The sequence below is a fragment of the Lysinibacillus sp. BS3 genome (assembly GCF_039614735.1).
GTDB classification, from domain to species: Bacteria; Bacillota; Bacilli; order Bacillales_A; family Planococcaceae; genus Lysinibacillus; species Lysinibacillus capsici.
The window spans coordinates 4422977-4438765 of record NZ_CP154860.1 but is presented as its reverse complement, the minus strand read 5'-3'; the positions used below and the strand labels follow the sequence as shown (position 1 = coordinate 4438765).

24 protein-coding genes, 1 pseudogene and 1 other annotated feature are annotated in these 15789 nt (G+C 35.4%); of the genes and pseudogenes, 9 read left to right on the top strand and 16 right to left on the bottom strand.

Going from position 1 to position 15789, the window contains the following annotated elements; translation table 11 throughout:
• Positions 1-21 precede the first annotated feature (21 nt).
• The 8 genes from AAJG31_RS22145 to AAJG31_RS22110 form a co-directional block, all read right to left on the bottom strand.
• Positions 22-822 (bottom strand): PD-(D/E)XK nuclease-like domain-containing protein, encoded by an 801-nt coding sequence (locus tag AAJG31_RS22145; RefSeq protein WP_345803557.1) that lies wholly within the window; start codon positions 820-822, stop codon positions 22-24.
• Positions 776-1675: a hypothetical protein gene (locus tag AAJG31_RS22140; RefSeq protein ID WP_279495572.1), complete on the bottom strand. Its 900-nt coding sequence runs from the start codon at positions 1673-1675 to the stop codon at positions 776-778. Before AAJG31_RS22140 ends, AAJG31_RS22145 begins: the two co-directional genes overlap by 47 nt.
• A 68-nt stretch (positions 1676-1743) precedes the next feature.
• Entirely contained in the window at positions 1744-2028 is a 285-nt protein-coding gene (locus tag AAJG31_RS22135) for a hypothetical protein (protein WP_279495573.1), read from the bottom strand.
• Complete coding sequence (locus tag AAJG31_RS22130; RefSeq protein ID WP_279495574.1) at positions 2025-2309, bottom strand: hypothetical protein; 285 nt, start codon at positions 2307-2309, stop codon at positions 2025-2027. The genes AAJG31_RS22135 and AAJG31_RS22130 overlap by 4 nt, the downstream gene beginning before the upstream one ends.
• A gap of 48 nt (positions 2310-2357) precedes the next feature.
• A complete protein-coding gene (locus AAJG31_RS22125; RefSeq protein WP_279495575.1) occupies positions 2358-2624 on the bottom strand; it encodes a hypothetical protein in 267 nt (88 codons plus the stop codon).
• Between the two features lie 14 nt (positions 2625-2638).
• Positions 2639-2887: a DNA-entry nuclease gene (locus tag AAJG31_RS22120; RefSeq protein ID WP_279495577.1), complete on the bottom strand. Its 249-nt coding sequence runs from the start codon at positions 2885-2887 to the stop codon at positions 2639-2641.
• A complete protein-coding gene (locus tag AAJG31_RS22115; RefSeq protein ID WP_066036413.1) occupies positions 2868-3071 on the bottom strand; it encodes a hypothetical protein in 204 nt (67 codons plus the stop codon). Before AAJG31_RS22115 ends, AAJG31_RS22120 begins: the two co-directional genes overlap by 20 nt.
• Positions 3068-3268: a helix-turn-helix transcriptional regulator gene (locus AAJG31_RS22110; protein WP_279495579.1), complete on the bottom strand. Its 201-nt coding sequence runs from the start codon at positions 3266-3268 to the stop codon at positions 3068-3070. Before AAJG31_RS22110 ends, AAJG31_RS22115 begins: the two co-directional genes overlap by 4 nt.
• Before the next feature lie 99 nt (positions 3269-3367).
• Here AAJG31_RS22110 and AAJG31_RS22105 point away from each other — a divergent pair, with 99 nt between their 5' ends.
• The gene (locus AAJG31_RS22105; protein ID WP_256389903.1) at positions 3368-3496 is read left to right on the top strand and encodes a hypothetical protein; all 129 of its coding nucleotides are present in this window, start codon (positions 3368-3370) and stop codon (positions 3494-3496) included.
• On the opposite strand, the gene AAJG31_RS22100 is transcribed toward AAJG31_RS22105, so the two are convergent.
• Complete coding sequence (locus tag AAJG31_RS22100; RefSeq protein ID WP_112118250.1) at positions 3483-3683, bottom strand: hypothetical protein; 201 nt, start codon at positions 3681-3683, stop codon at positions 3483-3485. The two genes, AAJG31_RS22105 and AAJG31_RS22100, sit on opposite strands and share 14 nt — an antisense overlap.
• 142 nt (positions 3684-3825) lie before the next feature.
• Here AAJG31_RS22100 and AAJG31_RS22095 point away from each other — a divergent pair, with 142 nt between their 5' ends.
• The gene (locus AAJG31_RS22095; RefSeq protein ID WP_345803556.1) at positions 3826-4587 is read left to right on the top strand and encodes a hypothetical protein; all 762 of its coding nucleotides are present in this window, start codon (positions 3826-3828) and stop codon (positions 4585-4587) included.
• On the opposite strand, the gene AAJG31_RS22090 is transcribed toward AAJG31_RS22095, so the two are convergent.
• Both AAJG31_RS22090 and AAJG31_RS22085 read right to left on the bottom strand, forming a co-directional pair.
• Complete coding sequence (locus AAJG31_RS22090; RefSeq protein WP_279495581.1) at positions 4556-4855, bottom strand: hypothetical protein; 300 nt, start codon at positions 4853-4855, stop codon at positions 4556-4558. The genes AAJG31_RS22095 and AAJG31_RS22090 overlap by 32 nt on opposite strands.
• A 43-nt stretch (positions 4856-4898) precedes the next feature.
• On the bottom strand, positions 4899-5165 hold the full coding sequence (locus tag AAJG31_RS22085) for a hypothetical protein (RefSeq protein ID WP_279495582.1): 267 nt from the start codon (positions 5163-5165) through the stop codon (positions 4899-4901).
• A gap of 121 nt (positions 5166-5286) precedes the next feature.
• Between AAJG31_RS22085 and AAJG31_RS22080 the strand changes: the two genes are divergently transcribed.
• The 4 genes from AAJG31_RS22080 (at position 5287) to AAJG31_RS22065 (ending at position 9250) form a co-directional block, all read left to right on the top strand.
• On the top strand, positions 5287-5973 hold the full coding sequence (locus AAJG31_RS22080; RefSeq protein ID WP_181574697.1) for a LexA family transcriptional regulator: 687 nt from the start codon (positions 5287-5289) through the stop codon (positions 5971-5973).
• A 104-nt stretch (positions 5974-6077) separates the two neighbouring features.
• The gene (locus AAJG31_RS22075; RefSeq protein ID WP_279495583.1) at positions 6078-6563 is read left to right on the top strand and encodes a hypothetical protein; all 486 of its coding nucleotides are present in this window, start codon (positions 6078-6080) and stop codon (positions 6561-6563) included.
• On the top strand, positions 6560-7282 hold the full coding sequence (locus AAJG31_RS22070; RefSeq protein ID WP_279495584.1) for a hypothetical protein: 723 nt from the start codon (positions 6560-6562) through the stop codon (positions 7280-7282). The genes AAJG31_RS22075 and AAJG31_RS22070 overlap by 4 nt, the downstream gene beginning before the upstream one ends.
• A 69-nt stretch (positions 7283-7351) precedes the next feature.
• The gene (locus AAJG31_RS22065) at positions 7352-9250 is read left to right on the top strand and encodes a recombinase family protein (protein WP_279495585.1); all 1899 of its coding nucleotides are present in this window, start codon (positions 7352-7354) and stop codon (positions 9248-9250) included.
• Positions 9251-9290: 40 nt separating this feature from the next.
• Here the strand turns inward: AAJG31_RS22065 and AAJG31_RS22060 are convergent.
• The 3 genes and pseudogenes from AAJG31_RS22060 to comGA all read right to left on the bottom strand — a co-directional run.
• Positions 9291-9383: pseudogene (locus AAJG31_RS22060) on the bottom strand (prepilin-type N-terminal cleavage/methylation domain-containing protein); the annotation flags it as partial.
• Between the two features lie 10 nt (positions 9384-9393).
• The gene (comGB, locus tag AAJG31_RS22055; protein WP_257960691.1) at positions 9394-10467 is read right to left on the bottom strand and encodes a competence type IV pilus assembly protein ComGB; all 1074 of its coding nucleotides are present in this window, start codon (positions 10465-10467) and stop codon (positions 9394-9396) included.
• Positions 10442-11461 carry a competence type IV pilus ATPase ComGA gene (gene comGA, locus AAJG31_RS22050; protein ID WP_279495586.1) on the bottom strand — a complete coding sequence of 340 codons (1020 nt, stop codon included), beginning with the start codon at positions 11459-11461 and terminating at the stop codon, positions 10442-10444. Before comGA ends, comGB begins: the two co-directional genes overlap by 26 nt.
• Before the next feature lie 327 nt (positions 11462-11788).
• On the opposite strand from comGA, the gene AAJG31_RS22045 reads away from it, so the two are divergent.
• The gene (locus tag AAJG31_RS22045) at positions 11789-12499 is read left to right on the top strand and encodes a helix-turn-helix domain-containing protein (protein WP_048392257.1); all 711 of its coding nucleotides are present in this window, start codon (positions 11789-11791) and stop codon (positions 12497-12499) included.
• 117 nt (positions 12500-12616) lie between these two features.
• Positions 12617-12859, top strand: coding sequence for a DUF2626 family protein (locus AAJG31_RS22040; RefSeq protein WP_004231035.1), 243 nt, complete (start codon positions 12617-12619; stop codon positions 12857-12859).
• A 75-nt stretch (positions 12860-12934) separates the two neighbouring features.
• On the opposite strand, the gene AAJG31_RS22035 is transcribed toward AAJG31_RS22040, so the two are convergent.
• Positions 12935-13579, bottom strand: a complete 645-nt coding sequence (locus tag AAJG31_RS22035) for an MBL fold metallo-hydrolase (RefSeq protein ID WP_048392256.1) — start codon at positions 13577-13579, stop codon at positions 12935-12937.
• 169 nt (positions 13580-13748) lie between these two features.
• On the opposite strand from AAJG31_RS22035, the gene AAJG31_RS22030 reads away from it, so the two are divergent.
• Positions 13749-13928, top strand: coding sequence for a DUF2759 domain-containing protein (locus AAJG31_RS22030; RefSeq protein WP_004231029.1), 180 nt, complete (start codon positions 13749-13751; stop codon positions 13926-13928).
• A gap of 54 nt (positions 13929-13982) precedes the next feature.
• Here AAJG31_RS22030 and tyrS read toward each other — a convergent pair whose 3' ends face one another.
• Positions 13983-15197 (bottom strand): tyrosine--tRNA ligase, encoded by a 1215-nt coding sequence (gene tyrS, locus AAJG31_RS22025; protein ID WP_279495587.1) that lies wholly within the window; start codon positions 15195-15197, stop codon positions 13983-13985.
• Between the two features lie 141 nt (positions 15198-15338).
• Positions 15339-15580 (bottom strand) — a binding site (T-box leader).
• Positions 15581-15789: the final 209 nt, after the last annotated feature.

The following is a 15789-nucleotide window of genomic DNA, read 5'->3' as shown; positions in this document are numbered from 1 at the left end:
TGTCCCTCCTATATGCTTTCATCATTCTAATAAATAGCCAACTTTAATTGTTTTAGTAAGTTGTTTAGTCATACGACAATATTCGCATTTTTCACATCGTACTGGCTCTTTTCTAGAGCTTTTAGCTTCAATAATGCTAGGTAACATGATTTTTACATACTCAAATTCAAAATCGAAATCAGGTATTTCAAACTCCAATATTTCCTTATCCGGAGGTGTTTCCTTAGTTACCACAACGAGATAGGGATCATAATACTGTCCTGTGTTTTGATAGATTATTTCGCGATAAATTGCCATTTGTAGTACATAATCATAAGCCTCAACGAACGAAACATACTTATTGTACTTTTCACTCCAATACCGTTTATAAAGGCTCTGAGTGGTCTTTAAATCACTGAATGATTTACGGTCATGGTGTATAGAATCAACTTTGATTTTCCAAGGTACTCCAAAAAGCTCACCTGTAAAAATAACTTCTTTTTCACCTTCAAGAGCAAACATTGCAAATCGGTCATTTTTTAAAGTTTCTATCATTCTTTCTGCTTGCTCAAAGTCAGCGTATTTTCCTCCACGACTTTTAAAAATGCTGTCATGATGTTTCTCACAAAACTGGGTAAAAACTTGTTCACTTTCGAAAGCTGCGTGTGTGTAGGAACCAACAATTAGGGCTGTTGATGAAGGACGAATAAACTCGCCCTTCAACTCAGCAACAAAGCTTGCTTCACATTTCATAGCACTTTTAAACTGAGATACTGACATATAGTATTGATTAGCCTCATTTGAGTGGTAATTCTGTCTGTTCAATTGGAATGTCTGTGTCATCTTGCTTCACCTCAGATTTTGGTTGTTCTTGTGATTTTTCAAACTCAGCAACTAAAGAGCTTGGCTTCTGTTTAGCTGTATCTTTGTCAAACCAATCTTCTACCTTTGTCATACCATCACATAGAGAATTGTAGATTTTGCCCAAATCTATATAATCTCTTTCTGTAAATTCATTAATTTTATACCCAAACTTTTCCTCAACCATTTCTTGCGTGACTTTGAAATATTCTTTTAGCATTTTTAAAGCATTTGCTAGTCGATCTTTTAGTGGCTCAGTGTTATTCCCTTGTAATGTCAACTCACATTCTTTTAAAGCTCTTTCAACGATATCACCTGGAATAATGCCAAGAATACATGCTCTTAGTCTACGGGAACCATCATTTGCAACCTTTTCATAAATATCACGTGGATCAGAGAATGTTTTTAACCCATTTTTTGTTTTTATTGAGTGTTTAACTGTAAAAGTTTTTTCTTGTCTTGTATTCGTTTCTAGATCCCAACAAAATGCCATAGCTGTTGATTCACCATTTCGTTGTTCTAATTCTTTAACACCAAAAGAAATATTCCCCCAATTTTGCGCTAAAACCTCTGCAAGACGAATTGAAGGTCCAGTAACATTTGTACCTGCTCTTGGATACGAATACATTGCTGACTCTGCAAGTGAGAAGCGTTTGCAAGCATCTAGGATTCTTCTCTCAGCTTCGTAATAATTTCTTGGATAAGACTTTGCCATAAATATTTGTCCTTTCACTTCCTCCATTTCACGAGAGGAACTAACTTGTGTTAGTACCCCTCCCCCTTGCGAAGGTTGATAGGAAGTAGGGTTGTGAAATTGATCAGTTAAGTTACTCATTGAAATTCCTCCTATAGTGCGCTATAATGACGCTAATAATGTTTGTTTAGACCACTCTGCCAAGTGGTTTATTTTTTTGTATGAGCAAAGCCATAATGCTTTTCCACATACTCAATAACCTTTGAGTCACTCATGTCGTAAGTTGTATCGTCCTTATATCCAGCAGCCAAATAATCACTGATATTGTCAATGTGAATCAATGCATCACCTATCTCAAAATACACATCACCACAAGCTATAAAACTACCAAAATCATCGTGCATTTCAAAAGATACAGCTGGCTCATAAGGTGCATATGGATACTCAATACGCCCTAGTACCATTGGATTTTCTATTTCCATAAGTGTTCTCATGCAATCGCCTCGTCCTCTCTTTCCCAACAGATAAATGCAATACCTTCCTTAATAATTCGGAATTGTTTCCAATGTGCATCGTCATAACCTAACGTGCTCTCAATTTCACAGACACCTAGTTTTTGAATAGCTTCTTTTGAATGCAATTGAACAAGAACATTAATATGATGTGTGGTACTAGCACAGTATTCTAAATTAAGAACATTCTCAGGAGCTATACCGTATTGCTCCAAAATCTTTGGCAACTTAGCAATCTTAGATAATGCATTAACTAATTTCATACATATCAACCCTTTCGTCTATTTGATGGATAAGCCTGTCGCCATACGCTAACTTTGATTCTCAAGTTTTTTCACCGTACTTAGAAAAATTCCACGTTGGGTAAAATCCTTTATGATCCCTCCAAAACTACTATTATCTTGTAGTTGGACCTCTAAGCGTCTAATAGTATATTGTGCCTGTTTTATCCGCCATGCACATTCTGCAGCCAGGTGGTATGTTCCTTGTTGCTCATGAAATTTTATAGCAGCTCGTAAATCCTCTATACATGCTTTCTTTACAGCAATTTCTAGTTTCAGCTTCGTTACAATATCCATAGAATAAATGCCTCCTACCAATGCTTATTAAGATTTTTATAATAATCAAACAGCCCTTTTTTTCTTAGAGAAGTTACTTTAGTTTGAACAGTATGTTCTGTTCGCCCAATAGCAAATGCTATGGTCCTCGTGTGGTCGATCTCATAAAATTTACAGATATATTCAAGTTCACTTTCTGAAAAAGGCTTTCCATGCGAAAAATGAAACTCTGGGTGATACCGCATACGCCCAAAATTGTCATAGCTAATTGCTGTGTTCTCCATTGTGCTCCCCTCTTTCTAAACCTTGATGAACTAAAGTCCAAAGATCGCGAAGGGGCTTATCACCATTGCCCCACATCCGCAATATTTCGAGCGCTAAAGCCTCATTCTTGTTTGATAACTCAGTCAGCTTTTCAGGTAAAAATGCGCGAATTTTAACTAGCTCCATATTTATAGTGTTTTTCATTGTTCCGACTCCTTTCTTAAATCATCCAAACTCACTTCTAGAGCATCTGCAATTTTACACATTACTCGAAATGTGGGATTAGGATTATCACTGTTTTCTATCATTTGAAGAGTTGATTCATTAACCCCTGATAGTTTTGCAAGTCGATATCTTGATAGATTGCGGTACTCTCTTAGCTCTTTCAAACGAATACCCAATATATAGTTCACCTCCCATTTGATTACAACAATATAATGTGATATATTAATAAAATAGAACAAACGTTCTTTTCAAAATAGAAAGGAAGTGAATTACTTATGGCTAATAAGAAACAAACATCTAAAAGTATTGCTAGTAAGGCTAGTAAAATTTTAAAAGACGGTCGATACAGCAAAACTGCTAAATCTGTTGCTGGCTCAGCATTAGCTCAAACTAAGAAGAAATAACCTTGAAAGTTTGAGTTACCTGTAAGGAAATAATCATTTCTCTTTGTAGAAAAACAGTGTAGTTGCTTGCATTTACTCCAATAAATTGACCAGGAGCTACACTGTCTACCTCTTGCGGTATGTTATTAAAAAGCTCCACATCCTCATACTCATCGCCATTTACAAGAATCAAACGCTTGACTTTCACTTATACAAGTCCCCCCTTCTCCTGATTAACGTTTCCACCGTTATTTATTAGCTACAAGTCCAATGCTAATTCATTGGCTACCAGCTCAGCGCTTAGGTTAATAATTTGGTATAATTCACTTGTAGAAAGTGAGGTGATTAAAATGGATTTTGAAAGTTATTTAAAGCAAATAGAGCAATTTCAAAAACGAATGGACAAACTATATAGACCTCTTATGTCCCAAAATCAAATATGGGCTCAAAGTTTTCAAGCACAAATCGAACCTATAAATAAAAACATGGAGTTATTTAGCAATACTATTTCATATCAAATGACACAAACAGCACATGCACTTAAGCCAATTGTAGAAATGTTAAATAGGCAAAAAGCATTTATAGAACAATTGGATAATATCAATCCTAATTTCCAAAAATGGCATCTTAGTATTGAACACTTAGTTAACTCTCAATCAGAAAATTTAGATGAACCACTACCTGAATCTGTTTACCCTTCATTAAATGACATTACATTAGAATTTGAGAATGCCAGTTATTTAAATGAAGAAGTTCTAGATGTACCAATCGAGGTCACTGAGAGAGAACTTTCAATGATGCAAGATAAAAAGATGACCTGGGCAGATTTAACAATTCTCATTATTACTATTTGGTCGGCTATTTACTTTATTTACTCCGACTATGCAAGTGCTCTTCAACGTGAAGAACAAATTTCAGAGTTAAAACTTCAAAATGAACTAACAAAGAAACAAATTGAAATTGACGAGAAAAAATTAATAAATACTGAACAACTATTAGAACTAGAACAAGAGAGACACGAGCAACAACAACGTTTTGAAGAGAAATTCAATACTTTTATTGAATCACTTGAACCTTATCTTACTGACCGATCTCCTTCCGATAATGATTAATTGTCACTTTCAACCTTTCCAGTTCTTCAACTTGTTGTTCAAGCAACTCTTCTTGATGTTTAAGCAGTATTTCTTGCCTGGTATTCAACTCTGATATTTCGTGATTTACTCGTTTTGTATATTGATTTGAATTGACAACATGAACAATCATAATTAGATTTACACTTAATACAACAGCCGTTAATGGCTGGAATAAAGACTTAACTTTTTTACTATTACCCTCGCTTGTTGCGCCAACAACCTGTGAGGATTTTTTATTATCTTCCACCATCTCATCCCCTTTTAAATCATGTTTATTTGTAATTTATGGGCTAGATTGTACAAGATAATTCATTATCCAGTACACATTTCGTGTACTCTATTTCAAAAAAAAGGACTACAGGACTTTCTTCTAAAATTTCAGCTATTATCTGCATCTCATCTTTTTTAAATTCACGAATGCCATTAATTTTGTTTCCTAATGCTGAAGGAGTTAAAATTACCCCTTTTTCCCTCATAAGATGAGCTAACTCTTTTATTGTTAATCCGTTAGCGGCAAGTGCACCCCTTAACTTTGGAAATGTAACATCTTTTTTCATTTCCTCACCTCCTTGTCAAAAATTATAGTACACACTTTGTATACAGTCAACAAAATACACAATATTAATTTACAAAACGTGTACTATACTGTATATTATGTGGTGTAAGGAGGTGATTCAATTGGTTGACATATCAACAATATTAAAAGAAATAGTAGCAAAAAGTGGGATGGAACAAGAAAAATTTGGAGAAACCATAGGATTGAAAAAAGCTGCCTTTAACAACTATGTGCAAGGTCGCAGAGAGTTACCTAAATCCGTCATAACAAAAATGATGGAAGTTCATAATATTAATCCAGCTGTGTTTTTTGACAAGGATGCTCCTTTGTACATTAGAGACATTAATGATTCACGTAAAATTAACTCATCAAATAACCTAATCTCTGTACAATCGACATCGGAATATACTTATTTCCCTGTGCACGCTTCTGCCGGTCCCCCAATACGAATTGACAGTTTAACCGATGCGGAAACTATCACAATCCCAGACGCAGTTTTAGGTAGACATGCTGGAGATGAAGAACTATTTTTTATGCGTGTAAACGGAGATTCGATGAATAAAGTAATACCTCACCAATCTCTTATTGGTGTGAAACCTATTCAAATTAATGAACTAAAAAATGAAGATATAATTGTGTATAGTGATGGATATAACTACTCAGTCAAAAGGTTTTATCGGGATGGGGATCGGTTAATTTTTAGACCTGAGTCACATGATGCTAGCTTCACAGATTACACAGTTAGCGAACCATACGAGGACTTGAGATTACATGGCAAAGTTGTTATTTATATTGTTAACTTAGATTAATACTTAACGTTAAGCATTAAACCATGAAAAGAGCAGACTCATTTGTCTAGCTCTTTTCACACATGGAAATAGAAGGTAATATTAATGGAAAGGAGGGAAATCAAATGGATATTCAAAAAATTTTGGCGGTTGAGAGTTTGGAAGAGTTAAAAGAGCTGGGTAAAATGAGAGAAATAAGAAGCACCCTGCAAGAAAAGTTAGGTGACAGATTGAAAATACGTGCACGTGGTTGGGAGCATTTATTCACAGCCATTCAGCAATTAAGTGGCTTCATCTCTGTGGAATTAGCTAAACAATCGGAAAATGTAACAAATATGTCTTTAGTAGTACATGAACAGAAGTTCGATTCAAGTGTTCCTTATTTCAAAACGGAAGCAGACCAAATTATTTATGCTTTACTTGAATTACAGGGTAAACAGCGACAAGAAAAACTACACATAACTAAGTTCTGTTATAACAACGCCCAGTATGCAAAAAAATGGCGAAATGACTTAGCTAAAATTATTCATCCTGATAAAACTGCTCATCCGAAAGCAGAAGAAGCCATACAGGCTTTACAAGAACTCTACGAAGGGATGGTAGAGCGATGAAAAAAAAACATGAATTGATGAAATCCCGATTATTTGAAAATAACATTCCTCACATACGACCTGAAAGACCTCAAGAGTTAGATGGACGAACATTAACACGTATTGTCAACTCTTTTGATGCTGAAGCTTATTTAGATCCTCAAGGACAACTTTGGATTGCAAAGGACAAACTTCATGACATTTTAAGAACTTCAAAAACTAATGCTAATGCTATGTTTGATGAATTTGAAGATGTAATAAATATAGGAGATTATAAATTTGTCAGAGCATATGAAGTAATGGGCAAGATAAGTAAAGAAATTGAAGAAGCAAATAGCCTTAGAAAGGGTGAATATTTAAGTTTTAGTGAGCAATGTTTGATAGCTATCAGGGATTCTGATCGTGCCAAAGTAAAGAGAGCTAGGCATAGTGAAAAATGGTACGAAGAGAAGAAAAAACTGAAAAGTAAACGGATTAATAAATACAGCATTACTACAGATGAATTAACAGGTAAAAAGCTTATCCAAAAAACAGCAGAGTTTTCACATATACGAAGTAGCTCTCTCTTTAATGCTCTTTCTTTGGATATTGAAAACGGATTAATCGTCAACAAAACTACACACGAAATCATTACGAAAGAAAACATAAGTCATGAAGATGAATTAAAATTCTTATGTGAGCAAAAGAACTGGTATACAGATTGGTATGATACATATAAGAAAAAGTTCGGGAATATTTAAACCAACAAAGAAAAGACCAAGCGAATAGCAAGGTCTTTTCTAATATAGTGAGAAAGGAGCTTACTAGACATGATTAAAGAGTTCGAAGAAAGAAATTTACTTCGTGTTGCTATCTATGTTCGTGTATCTACTCGCAATCAAGAAGACAAATATAGTCTAGCTGCACAGGAACATGATTTAGTAGAATATGCAAACAAACAAAACTGGCATATCGTTGAAATTTTTAAAGATGTAGAAAGTGGCGCAAAGTTTGATAAAAAAGGGTTAACAGCTTTAATGGATTGTATAGATGATGGCCTAGTAGATATTGTACTAGTAGCTGATCAAGACAGATTATCACGCTTAGATACATTGAATTGGGAAGAATTAAAGTTGGTACTGCGTGAAAATAATGTAAAAATTGCAGAACCAGGCCTAGTTATTGACTTAGATAATGAAGACGATGAATTTCGTTCTGATTTATACAACATCATTGCGAGACGAGAGCGTCGTTTATTCCGCAGAAGATCTCAACGAGGACTACGCCAATATGTACGCGAGGGTGGAATGTACGGACGCGTGCCATTTGAATATGTTTATGACAAGGAAACAAAAGAAGTATCCCTTAACGAGGAATTTTCTTGGGTTATATCATTCATCGATGAATTATTTTTACAAGGATATGGCCCCTCTAGTATTGCTAGACGTTTGAATAAAATATCACGAACACCAAACGGTGCTAAATGGCATGCCAACACAGTGTACCAAAGATTATTAAATCCAGCTTACTGTGGTGAGTACAGCGTATCATTTATGAATGGTGAAACGATTACCATTAAGAAGAAATATCCCTTATTGCGAACGGTAGAAACTTTTGAGCGTATACAACGCATCATCGAAACAAATGCTAAACCATTCTCTACAACCCGGAAACATCATCATCCATTAGCTAAGCTGCATATCTCATGCTCCGAATGTGGTCGTAAAATATCTTTACAGCAAGGAGATAAATCACAGTACGGTGGATATAGATGGTATTTAGCACATAATCATGGCTTAGCTGAACCTTGCCCCTACGATCCGAAATATAACGCTGTTCGCATTACTAGACCCCTTGTATTGGCAGTTAAAAATATTTTGCTGAGCGAAGAAACTGCGAAAAGATATCTTGATATCGAATTTAAGGACGAATCACAAATTACCCAACTTGAGCAACAAATGTCAAGTTTACAAAAGATGATTAGCGATAATAACGGGAAAATTGATAAGTTGCTAGATTTGTATTTAGATAGCAAGCTGACAAAAGAAAAATATGAAGAAAAAACAAAGTCAATCGATATAGAAAATGCGAATTTAAAAGCGAGCTTTGATGAATTAAAGGTGAAAATAGAATTGCTGAAGGATGAGAAATATAGTTATGATGCGTTGCTTGATAATTTAGCAGTAGTAGAAGAACATTTATCGACGATCTATCGCATTGACACAGAATACAGTGAGAAAGACAAAGAAGATTTAATATCAGCACTGTTTGAACATGCTCTACTCTCTCCAGCAGATGGCACCATCACTTTTAAATTCACTACAATTAACGATTTTCCAATTGATTTAACGGTGAGGATAGATGAAACAAATGTAGAATACGAAGAACATTTATTACAACAACAAAGAGAGCGTTACGAAGCTACACAAGCTATTTTGGATGCACAGCCTTCTCCAATATCATTTATGGAGTTAAAACGATTGTCCGGGCTGAATGCACAAACTTTGCGACTAGATGAAGAACGCTTCGGACCCTATTCAAATTTAAAACTAGGTAAAGGCAGCCCTGAACGAAAAGCAGAAATTATTGAAGGTATTAAACGGTTAATTACTGTCAATCCAAACATGACTAGTATAGAGATTGCCAAAAAGCTAGGCAGTTCCCAGGGGACTATTTTAAAATATATCCGAGAAAATAACTTGCGTGAAGATAGACAGCGCAAGGGTTGAGGGGTTGATATGTACATAAACATTTATTGACATGTTAATTATTTTTAATTTGTATAATTAGGATGGATATAATTAACAAAACTATAAGCATCTCAATTAAAGTAAAACCAGCTTGTTGGTTAAGACGTTTCATCATCTTCCTCCTAAACTAATTCAATCATGTGATAGATGGGTAATAATAAACTGATATAAGCCGCTATTATACAAGCAGCTATAAGGATAAAGAAACTTGGCTGCACAAAAGCTAATATTTTTTGCAAAAGCTGTTCCTGCTTTTCCATTAATAAATCGCTATACAATACTAACTCTTTTCCTAAATATCCGCTGTGCTCGCCATGCTCAACGAACATCGGAAAATCCTTTTGAAAAACGGCCATGATCGTTACCGCCTGTGTGAGTGATTCTCCAAAGATGACTCTATCTTTTATACGCTGTGAAAGAACTTGAAGAAATGGTTGTAGTTGCTGTTCCTCTAATAGCTGTAGGCTTGCTTGTAATGAAAATCCACTTTGTAGTAAGCTTCCTAAATAAGCAGCAAATTGCCTTGTCAAAGTCAACCTAAAATAGCGTTGTATAAAGGGGATTTTTAATAAGACTGTAAGTTGATGAGCAACAGCTTGTCGTTTAAGATAGAATCGAAAAAGGAATACGCTACCTATTACTATGAACATGGTCGAGATAACTACATCTGGAACATGCAATAACAGATTGGACAATGCAATGCTTGTCTCTTCTGTTTCAGAGGTACGACTGCCGACCATTCTTTCAATGTTCGGCAAAAAAAATGTACGAAACACAAAAAATAATAACAATAAAAAGATAATCAGTGTGACAGGATAGATCAGCAGCTTGATTAACTTTTTTTTAGTCTTTTCACTTACTGTTATCTGTTTAGCTACACCTTTAAACGCTTCTATCATGTGGCCATTGTTTTCCGCCACCTTAATTGCCATTAAATAATGATTCCCTAGCTGTAATGTTTCAAATATCCCTGCAACGCCTACTCCTTGTCTGAGCTTTTCATCAATTTGCTGCTGTATATCCTCATGTGCTTCAATATGATGAGGTAGTAGCATGGAAATAGCTTGGGGAAATAAATATCCTTCCTGCATTAATACACATAAACGATTGAAAAGCTGAGCTTGCTCCTTTACCCGCCATTTCGTAGCCCGATTATAAAAAAGAACAATTTTATCGATGTATGTTTGTAACTGCATATAGGCTCTCCACTAATTCTTTTTGTCCCATTAATGTTAAATCATAAGGAAGTTTGTAATTGCCCTTATTTTTGATGGCGGTGATGGCTCTTGATAGATGGTCATCATGTAATATCTCAAAGATAGCTCGACGTTCTTCATGTATAGCTGAGGTTTGAACAAGCATTTGGGCAACTATACCGATAACCGTTTGACGAAGCTCCTCTATCGACACACCTAAATCCATTAAACGATAGAGACAATTAATGGAGTCTTTTGCATGAATAGTGGAGACAACTAAATGCCCTGTTAGAGAAGCTTGGATGGCAATATTTGCTGTTTCTCTATCGCGAATTTCACCAATCATAATGACATCAGGTGAATGGCGCAAAATGGCTTTTAATCCTGCAGCATATGTAACGCCTGCTCGCTCGTTGACTTGAATTTGAAGTAAATTGGCTTGGCTGTTTTCTACAGGATCTTCTAAAGAAATCACATGTCGATTCAATTCTGTGGAACAGTAGTGAATGAGGGAATAAAGTGAAGTAGACTTGCCAGAGCCGGTTGCTCCCGTAAAAAACAGAAGACCTTGTCGGTTTTGTACCAGCTCCATGAGTTGGTAAGCTGCGCTTTTGGAAAAGCTTAGGGAAGTTAGTGGAAATGCATGATTTTGGAGAAGTAAACGAATAATTAAGCTTTCTTTTAAAAATACAGAAGGCAGTGTGGATACACGAAACGAATAAGAATTTTGCTCCATTGCCTTTTGAAAGGCACCGCTTTGAGGTTTACGACGCTCACTAATATCTAATTCTGCAAGAAATTTATAGTAAGAGATCATTCTTTCTGCAAGTTCATGAGGTAGCTCACCAGCGTGGAGAAGTTTATCATATTTTCGAAAATAGATCCGATAATTTATGTTTCCTGGAACTAGCAATAAATCGGATGCTCCAAAATGATAGGCCTTTAGTAAAAGTTGCTCACATTTTTGTTCAACAACTGTTTCAAAATTCTGCATATATGCACCTCTCTTTTAGTTCATTCGAATATGACCGCTCTATTCGTTATTTCCTAGTATAAGGAGGAACTCGCCACGAGAAAAGCCCTTTTCAGAAAATAAAAATTTATAAGTTAATTTTCTGCCAATAATGTTTTTTGCTATAAAAATGTGGATAAAGTGCAATTTTCCACTAAAAAAGAATATAAATACATGAAAAAATTAATATTTATGCCGAAATGAACTGTATCTTTTTCAATAATACAATATAATAGTATCAACATGATTATTTTCCTAACACTTGGTAGACGAACATAATTTTTATAATTAATTAAAGAGGTGAAGCTCATGATCCATCCATTAAAAATTACTAGTACACTAGCGGATGAAACAAGATACTCTATTTATGAGTACATATTGCAAGAGAAAAAAACAGTTACTGTACAACATATTGCTGATAAATTCGGTATCCATCCAAACGTTGCTCGACTTCATTTAACGAAGCTTTCAGAAATAAATATTATTACAGCTGACTATGTAAAAACAGGTAAAGGTGGCAGACCTGGACGTGTTTATAAAGCTTCAGAAAAAGGCGTATCTCTTACTTTTCCAAGACGTGATGAAGATCGTTTATTAAAATGGACGATACAATTAATTGAAGACTTTGGTCCATCTGCATTAACAAAGTGCCAGGAAATTAGCTACCAAGACGGCTACCAGCAAATGAAAAATTATATGAGTGCTGAATTGACATTAAGTAATTCTCTTTCCTTCGATGAAAAACTTCAGCTATTAACGGACAATGCCGCTTTAATTGGCTATATTCCACAGATTCAACAAACTGAGCAAGGAAAAAAAGTTATCTTCTCCATCTTCAATTGTCCATTCCAGGAGCAACTGACAGCCTATTCTGAAATTGTTTGTTCATTACATGAATCCTATTTAAAAGGGCAATTAGATGCATTGTTTACGAACAATGAATTTGTGCAAATGGAAAGTATGATACATAATTGCGATTTATGTAAATATGAAATAAACGTGACAGAAATCGATAGCTAGATTAAAAATCCATTTGTTTGTCACAAACATGGAGAAGTTCCAGTTTACAGACACCTTTCATATCATTTATAATGAGTAAGAGATTATTGTGTCGTGGGCAAAAGGAGGGGAAATTTCATGGATAATATGTATAAAGTTATGGCATTCTGGACAGGTATTTTTGCCGTTATGTTCTACCTTGGAGGTATGAACGAGGTATCGCTATTATTCTTAGGTAATACAGGTTTATTCTTATTATTAGGCTTCTTAAACCTTTCAGAACGTATGTACATGTACATTTTCGGAGCATATTTAACTGTATTCTTCGCTGGCTTCACGTACTATACAACATTCATTCACGTACCTGGTGGCGGTCATTAATACAAACAAAATCGCGTATCTCACTTTCGGTGAGATACGCTTTTTTATGTGCTAAAACAGTTTATTATCCATGTTTTAAAATCCATTTAAAAAAGGATTTGTCTCCATTTCTGCGCCTACCGTTGTATAATTACCGTGTCCAGGATAGATAATAGTATCCTCAGGTAATGTCAACAGTTTATTATGGATAGATTCCAATAAAATTTTGGTTGATCCACCTAATAGATCTGTACGTCCTACACCTTGTTCAAATAACGTATCTCCCACGATGGCAAAACCGTCATTTTCAAAGATATAAGAAATACTCCCCGGTGAATGCCCAGGTGTAAAAACAGCTTGAAACACAAAATTACTCATTTCAATTTGCTGTTCTTTTTTGATAATTGTATCTTGCGCTGGTGCAGCTACCCTATAATCTGGTAATGCAGGATATTTACTAGAGCCATTCTTCGTTGGATCTGCTAGCCAACTAACTTCCTTTTCATGAATCCATACAGGAACGTCAAATACCTCACGCACTGCATCTACTGCCCCTATATGATCAAAATGGGCATGTGTTAAAAAGATAGCAAGAGGTTTTAAGCCGTTGCTACGGATTGTTTTAATTAGACGCTCCGCCTCTTCACCTGGATCAAATACGATACATTCTTTTTCTTTATTCGATACGATATAGCAATTCGTTTGGACGGGACCAAGAGAATAACTTCGTACGTTCATCATAGTTATCACCTCAACTTCTTATTATACAGGCTTTGCCACAATTTGACGATAAATGTTCATAGTTTACAGTATTTTAGTCCTCGACAAAAACAAGTAGAACGTTTACAATTAAGGAGGAATATTGTTTGCGACATTCATTTTCTGATGTCGAAAGGAGTGTCTATTTTTAATGAACTTATTAATGGTTATTTTTGGTCTAGTAGCGATTTTAGCTGTATTTGGTACATTCCAAGCAATTAAAGAAAAGAACCTATTAAGCGTTGTTTTCAACTTATTAAGTGCTGCTGTATTCGGATGGTTCGTCATCATGACGATTGTTCACAGCGGTTACCCACCAAAATTACACTAAAATTCAGACAGAAAAAGAGCAGTCTCTTCGGAGATTGCTCTTTTTTGTCTATTATTACTTATTGAATTGAAGAAACCGCTTCTTGCCGATTTGTAGAACATCATTATTCATTAATACTTGTGATATGTCATCCATCGCCATTTTTTCTCCATTCAAGGATACTCCTTTTTGCTTGATTACCCTCAAAAACTCACTCTTACTTTGAATAAAACCCATTGCCACTAGTTGTGGAATGATATCCACGATTCTTTCCTTATCAATTTCTAAGAGCAGTATAGGAATGTTTTTCGGTATTTCCTTTTTTTGAAATGCTGCTTCAAAATAAGCTTTTGCTTCCTCCACTGCTGTAGATCCATGGTATAAAGCCGTTATAATTTCTGCTAATAGGAATTTCAAATCGCGGGGATTCTCTCCCTTTTGTAGTCTATCTTGAATAGCCTGCACTTGTAGTGGATGCTCATCTGTTGCTAATTCGAAATATTTGATAATTAAAGTATCTGGTACTTCCATCACCTTTTTAAACATAATCTCAGGTGCTTCATTGATGCCAATATAATTACCTAAACTCTTACTCATTTTTTCAATACCATCTAACCCCTCTAGTAAGGGCATAAAAATAGCAATTTGTTTTTCTAATCCTCGATGCTTTTGTAAGGTGCGTCCCATTAAAATATTGAACGTCTGATCCGTTCCACCTAACTCTATATCTGCCTCAAGTTCTACTGAATCATATGCTTGCATAAGTGGGTAGAAAAACTCATGTATACCAATTGGGATGTGCTGCTGGTAACGTTTCTGAAAATCCTCGCGCTCTAGAAGTCGAGCAACAGATGTTGTGGCTGCTAGCTTGATGACTTCTTCAAAGGACAGCTTCGCTAACCATTCACTATTAAAACGAACAGTTGTCTTGTTCGGATCTATTACTTTAAAAATTTGCTCACAATAAGTTTGGGCGTTTTTCTTCACTATATCGTCATTTAAGGCTGTTCGCCCCTTAGCTTTACCTGTAGGATCGCCAATTCGTCCTGTAAAATCACCGATAACAATAACTGCATGATGGCCTAAATCTTGCATTTGCTTGATTTTCCGTAGAACAACCGCATGACCTAAATGAATATCTGGTGCGGACGGATCGAGCCCTAGCTTAATCGTTAAAGGTCGCTGTTCTTTATACGATCGCTCTAATTTTTCAAATAAATCCTGTTCATCAACGATCTTGTTAGCACCCTTCTTGATAATCGCTATTTGATCCTTTGGTGTTAAAAACATACGAAACATCTCCTTGTAATATTAAATATTAATATTGCAAGTTCTATAAGAGTAAATGGGGTACCGATTTTGTTTACAAGGCTTTAATAGCTTTACACGTTTTTGCTTAGAAGGCATAAAAAAAACGCCTTTAGGAAATTCCTAAAGGACGTAGATAAACGTGTTACCACCTTTTTTCGAGAGCTATTCACATAGCTCTCCTCAACAAGTACAGCCATAGCGATACTTTTGCAATGATTACGGATGCAACCCCGTCGTAGCCTACTATAGTTTCGGTACGCAGCTCCAAGATGTATTCACTTTAATATCCCCTTGCGCCTCTCAACAACCGGCTACTCTCTGTCAGTTCCATTAAAGTTACTCGTTCTTTTCGATGCCTTTCACTCTTATACTCCGAAATGCTAAAAACAAATCTTCGTTATGCAGATATTTACACTTATTATAATCGTATCTTGCTATTTGTCAATAAAAAGAAATGTTCAATAAAGTGTATTCACTTTGCATAGTGTTGTAAAACATTGCGAAAAGTGTTTTCTTTAGCATAGGATTCACAAAAAAATTTTATGAATAGCGCTTGAGACTAATTCTTTTT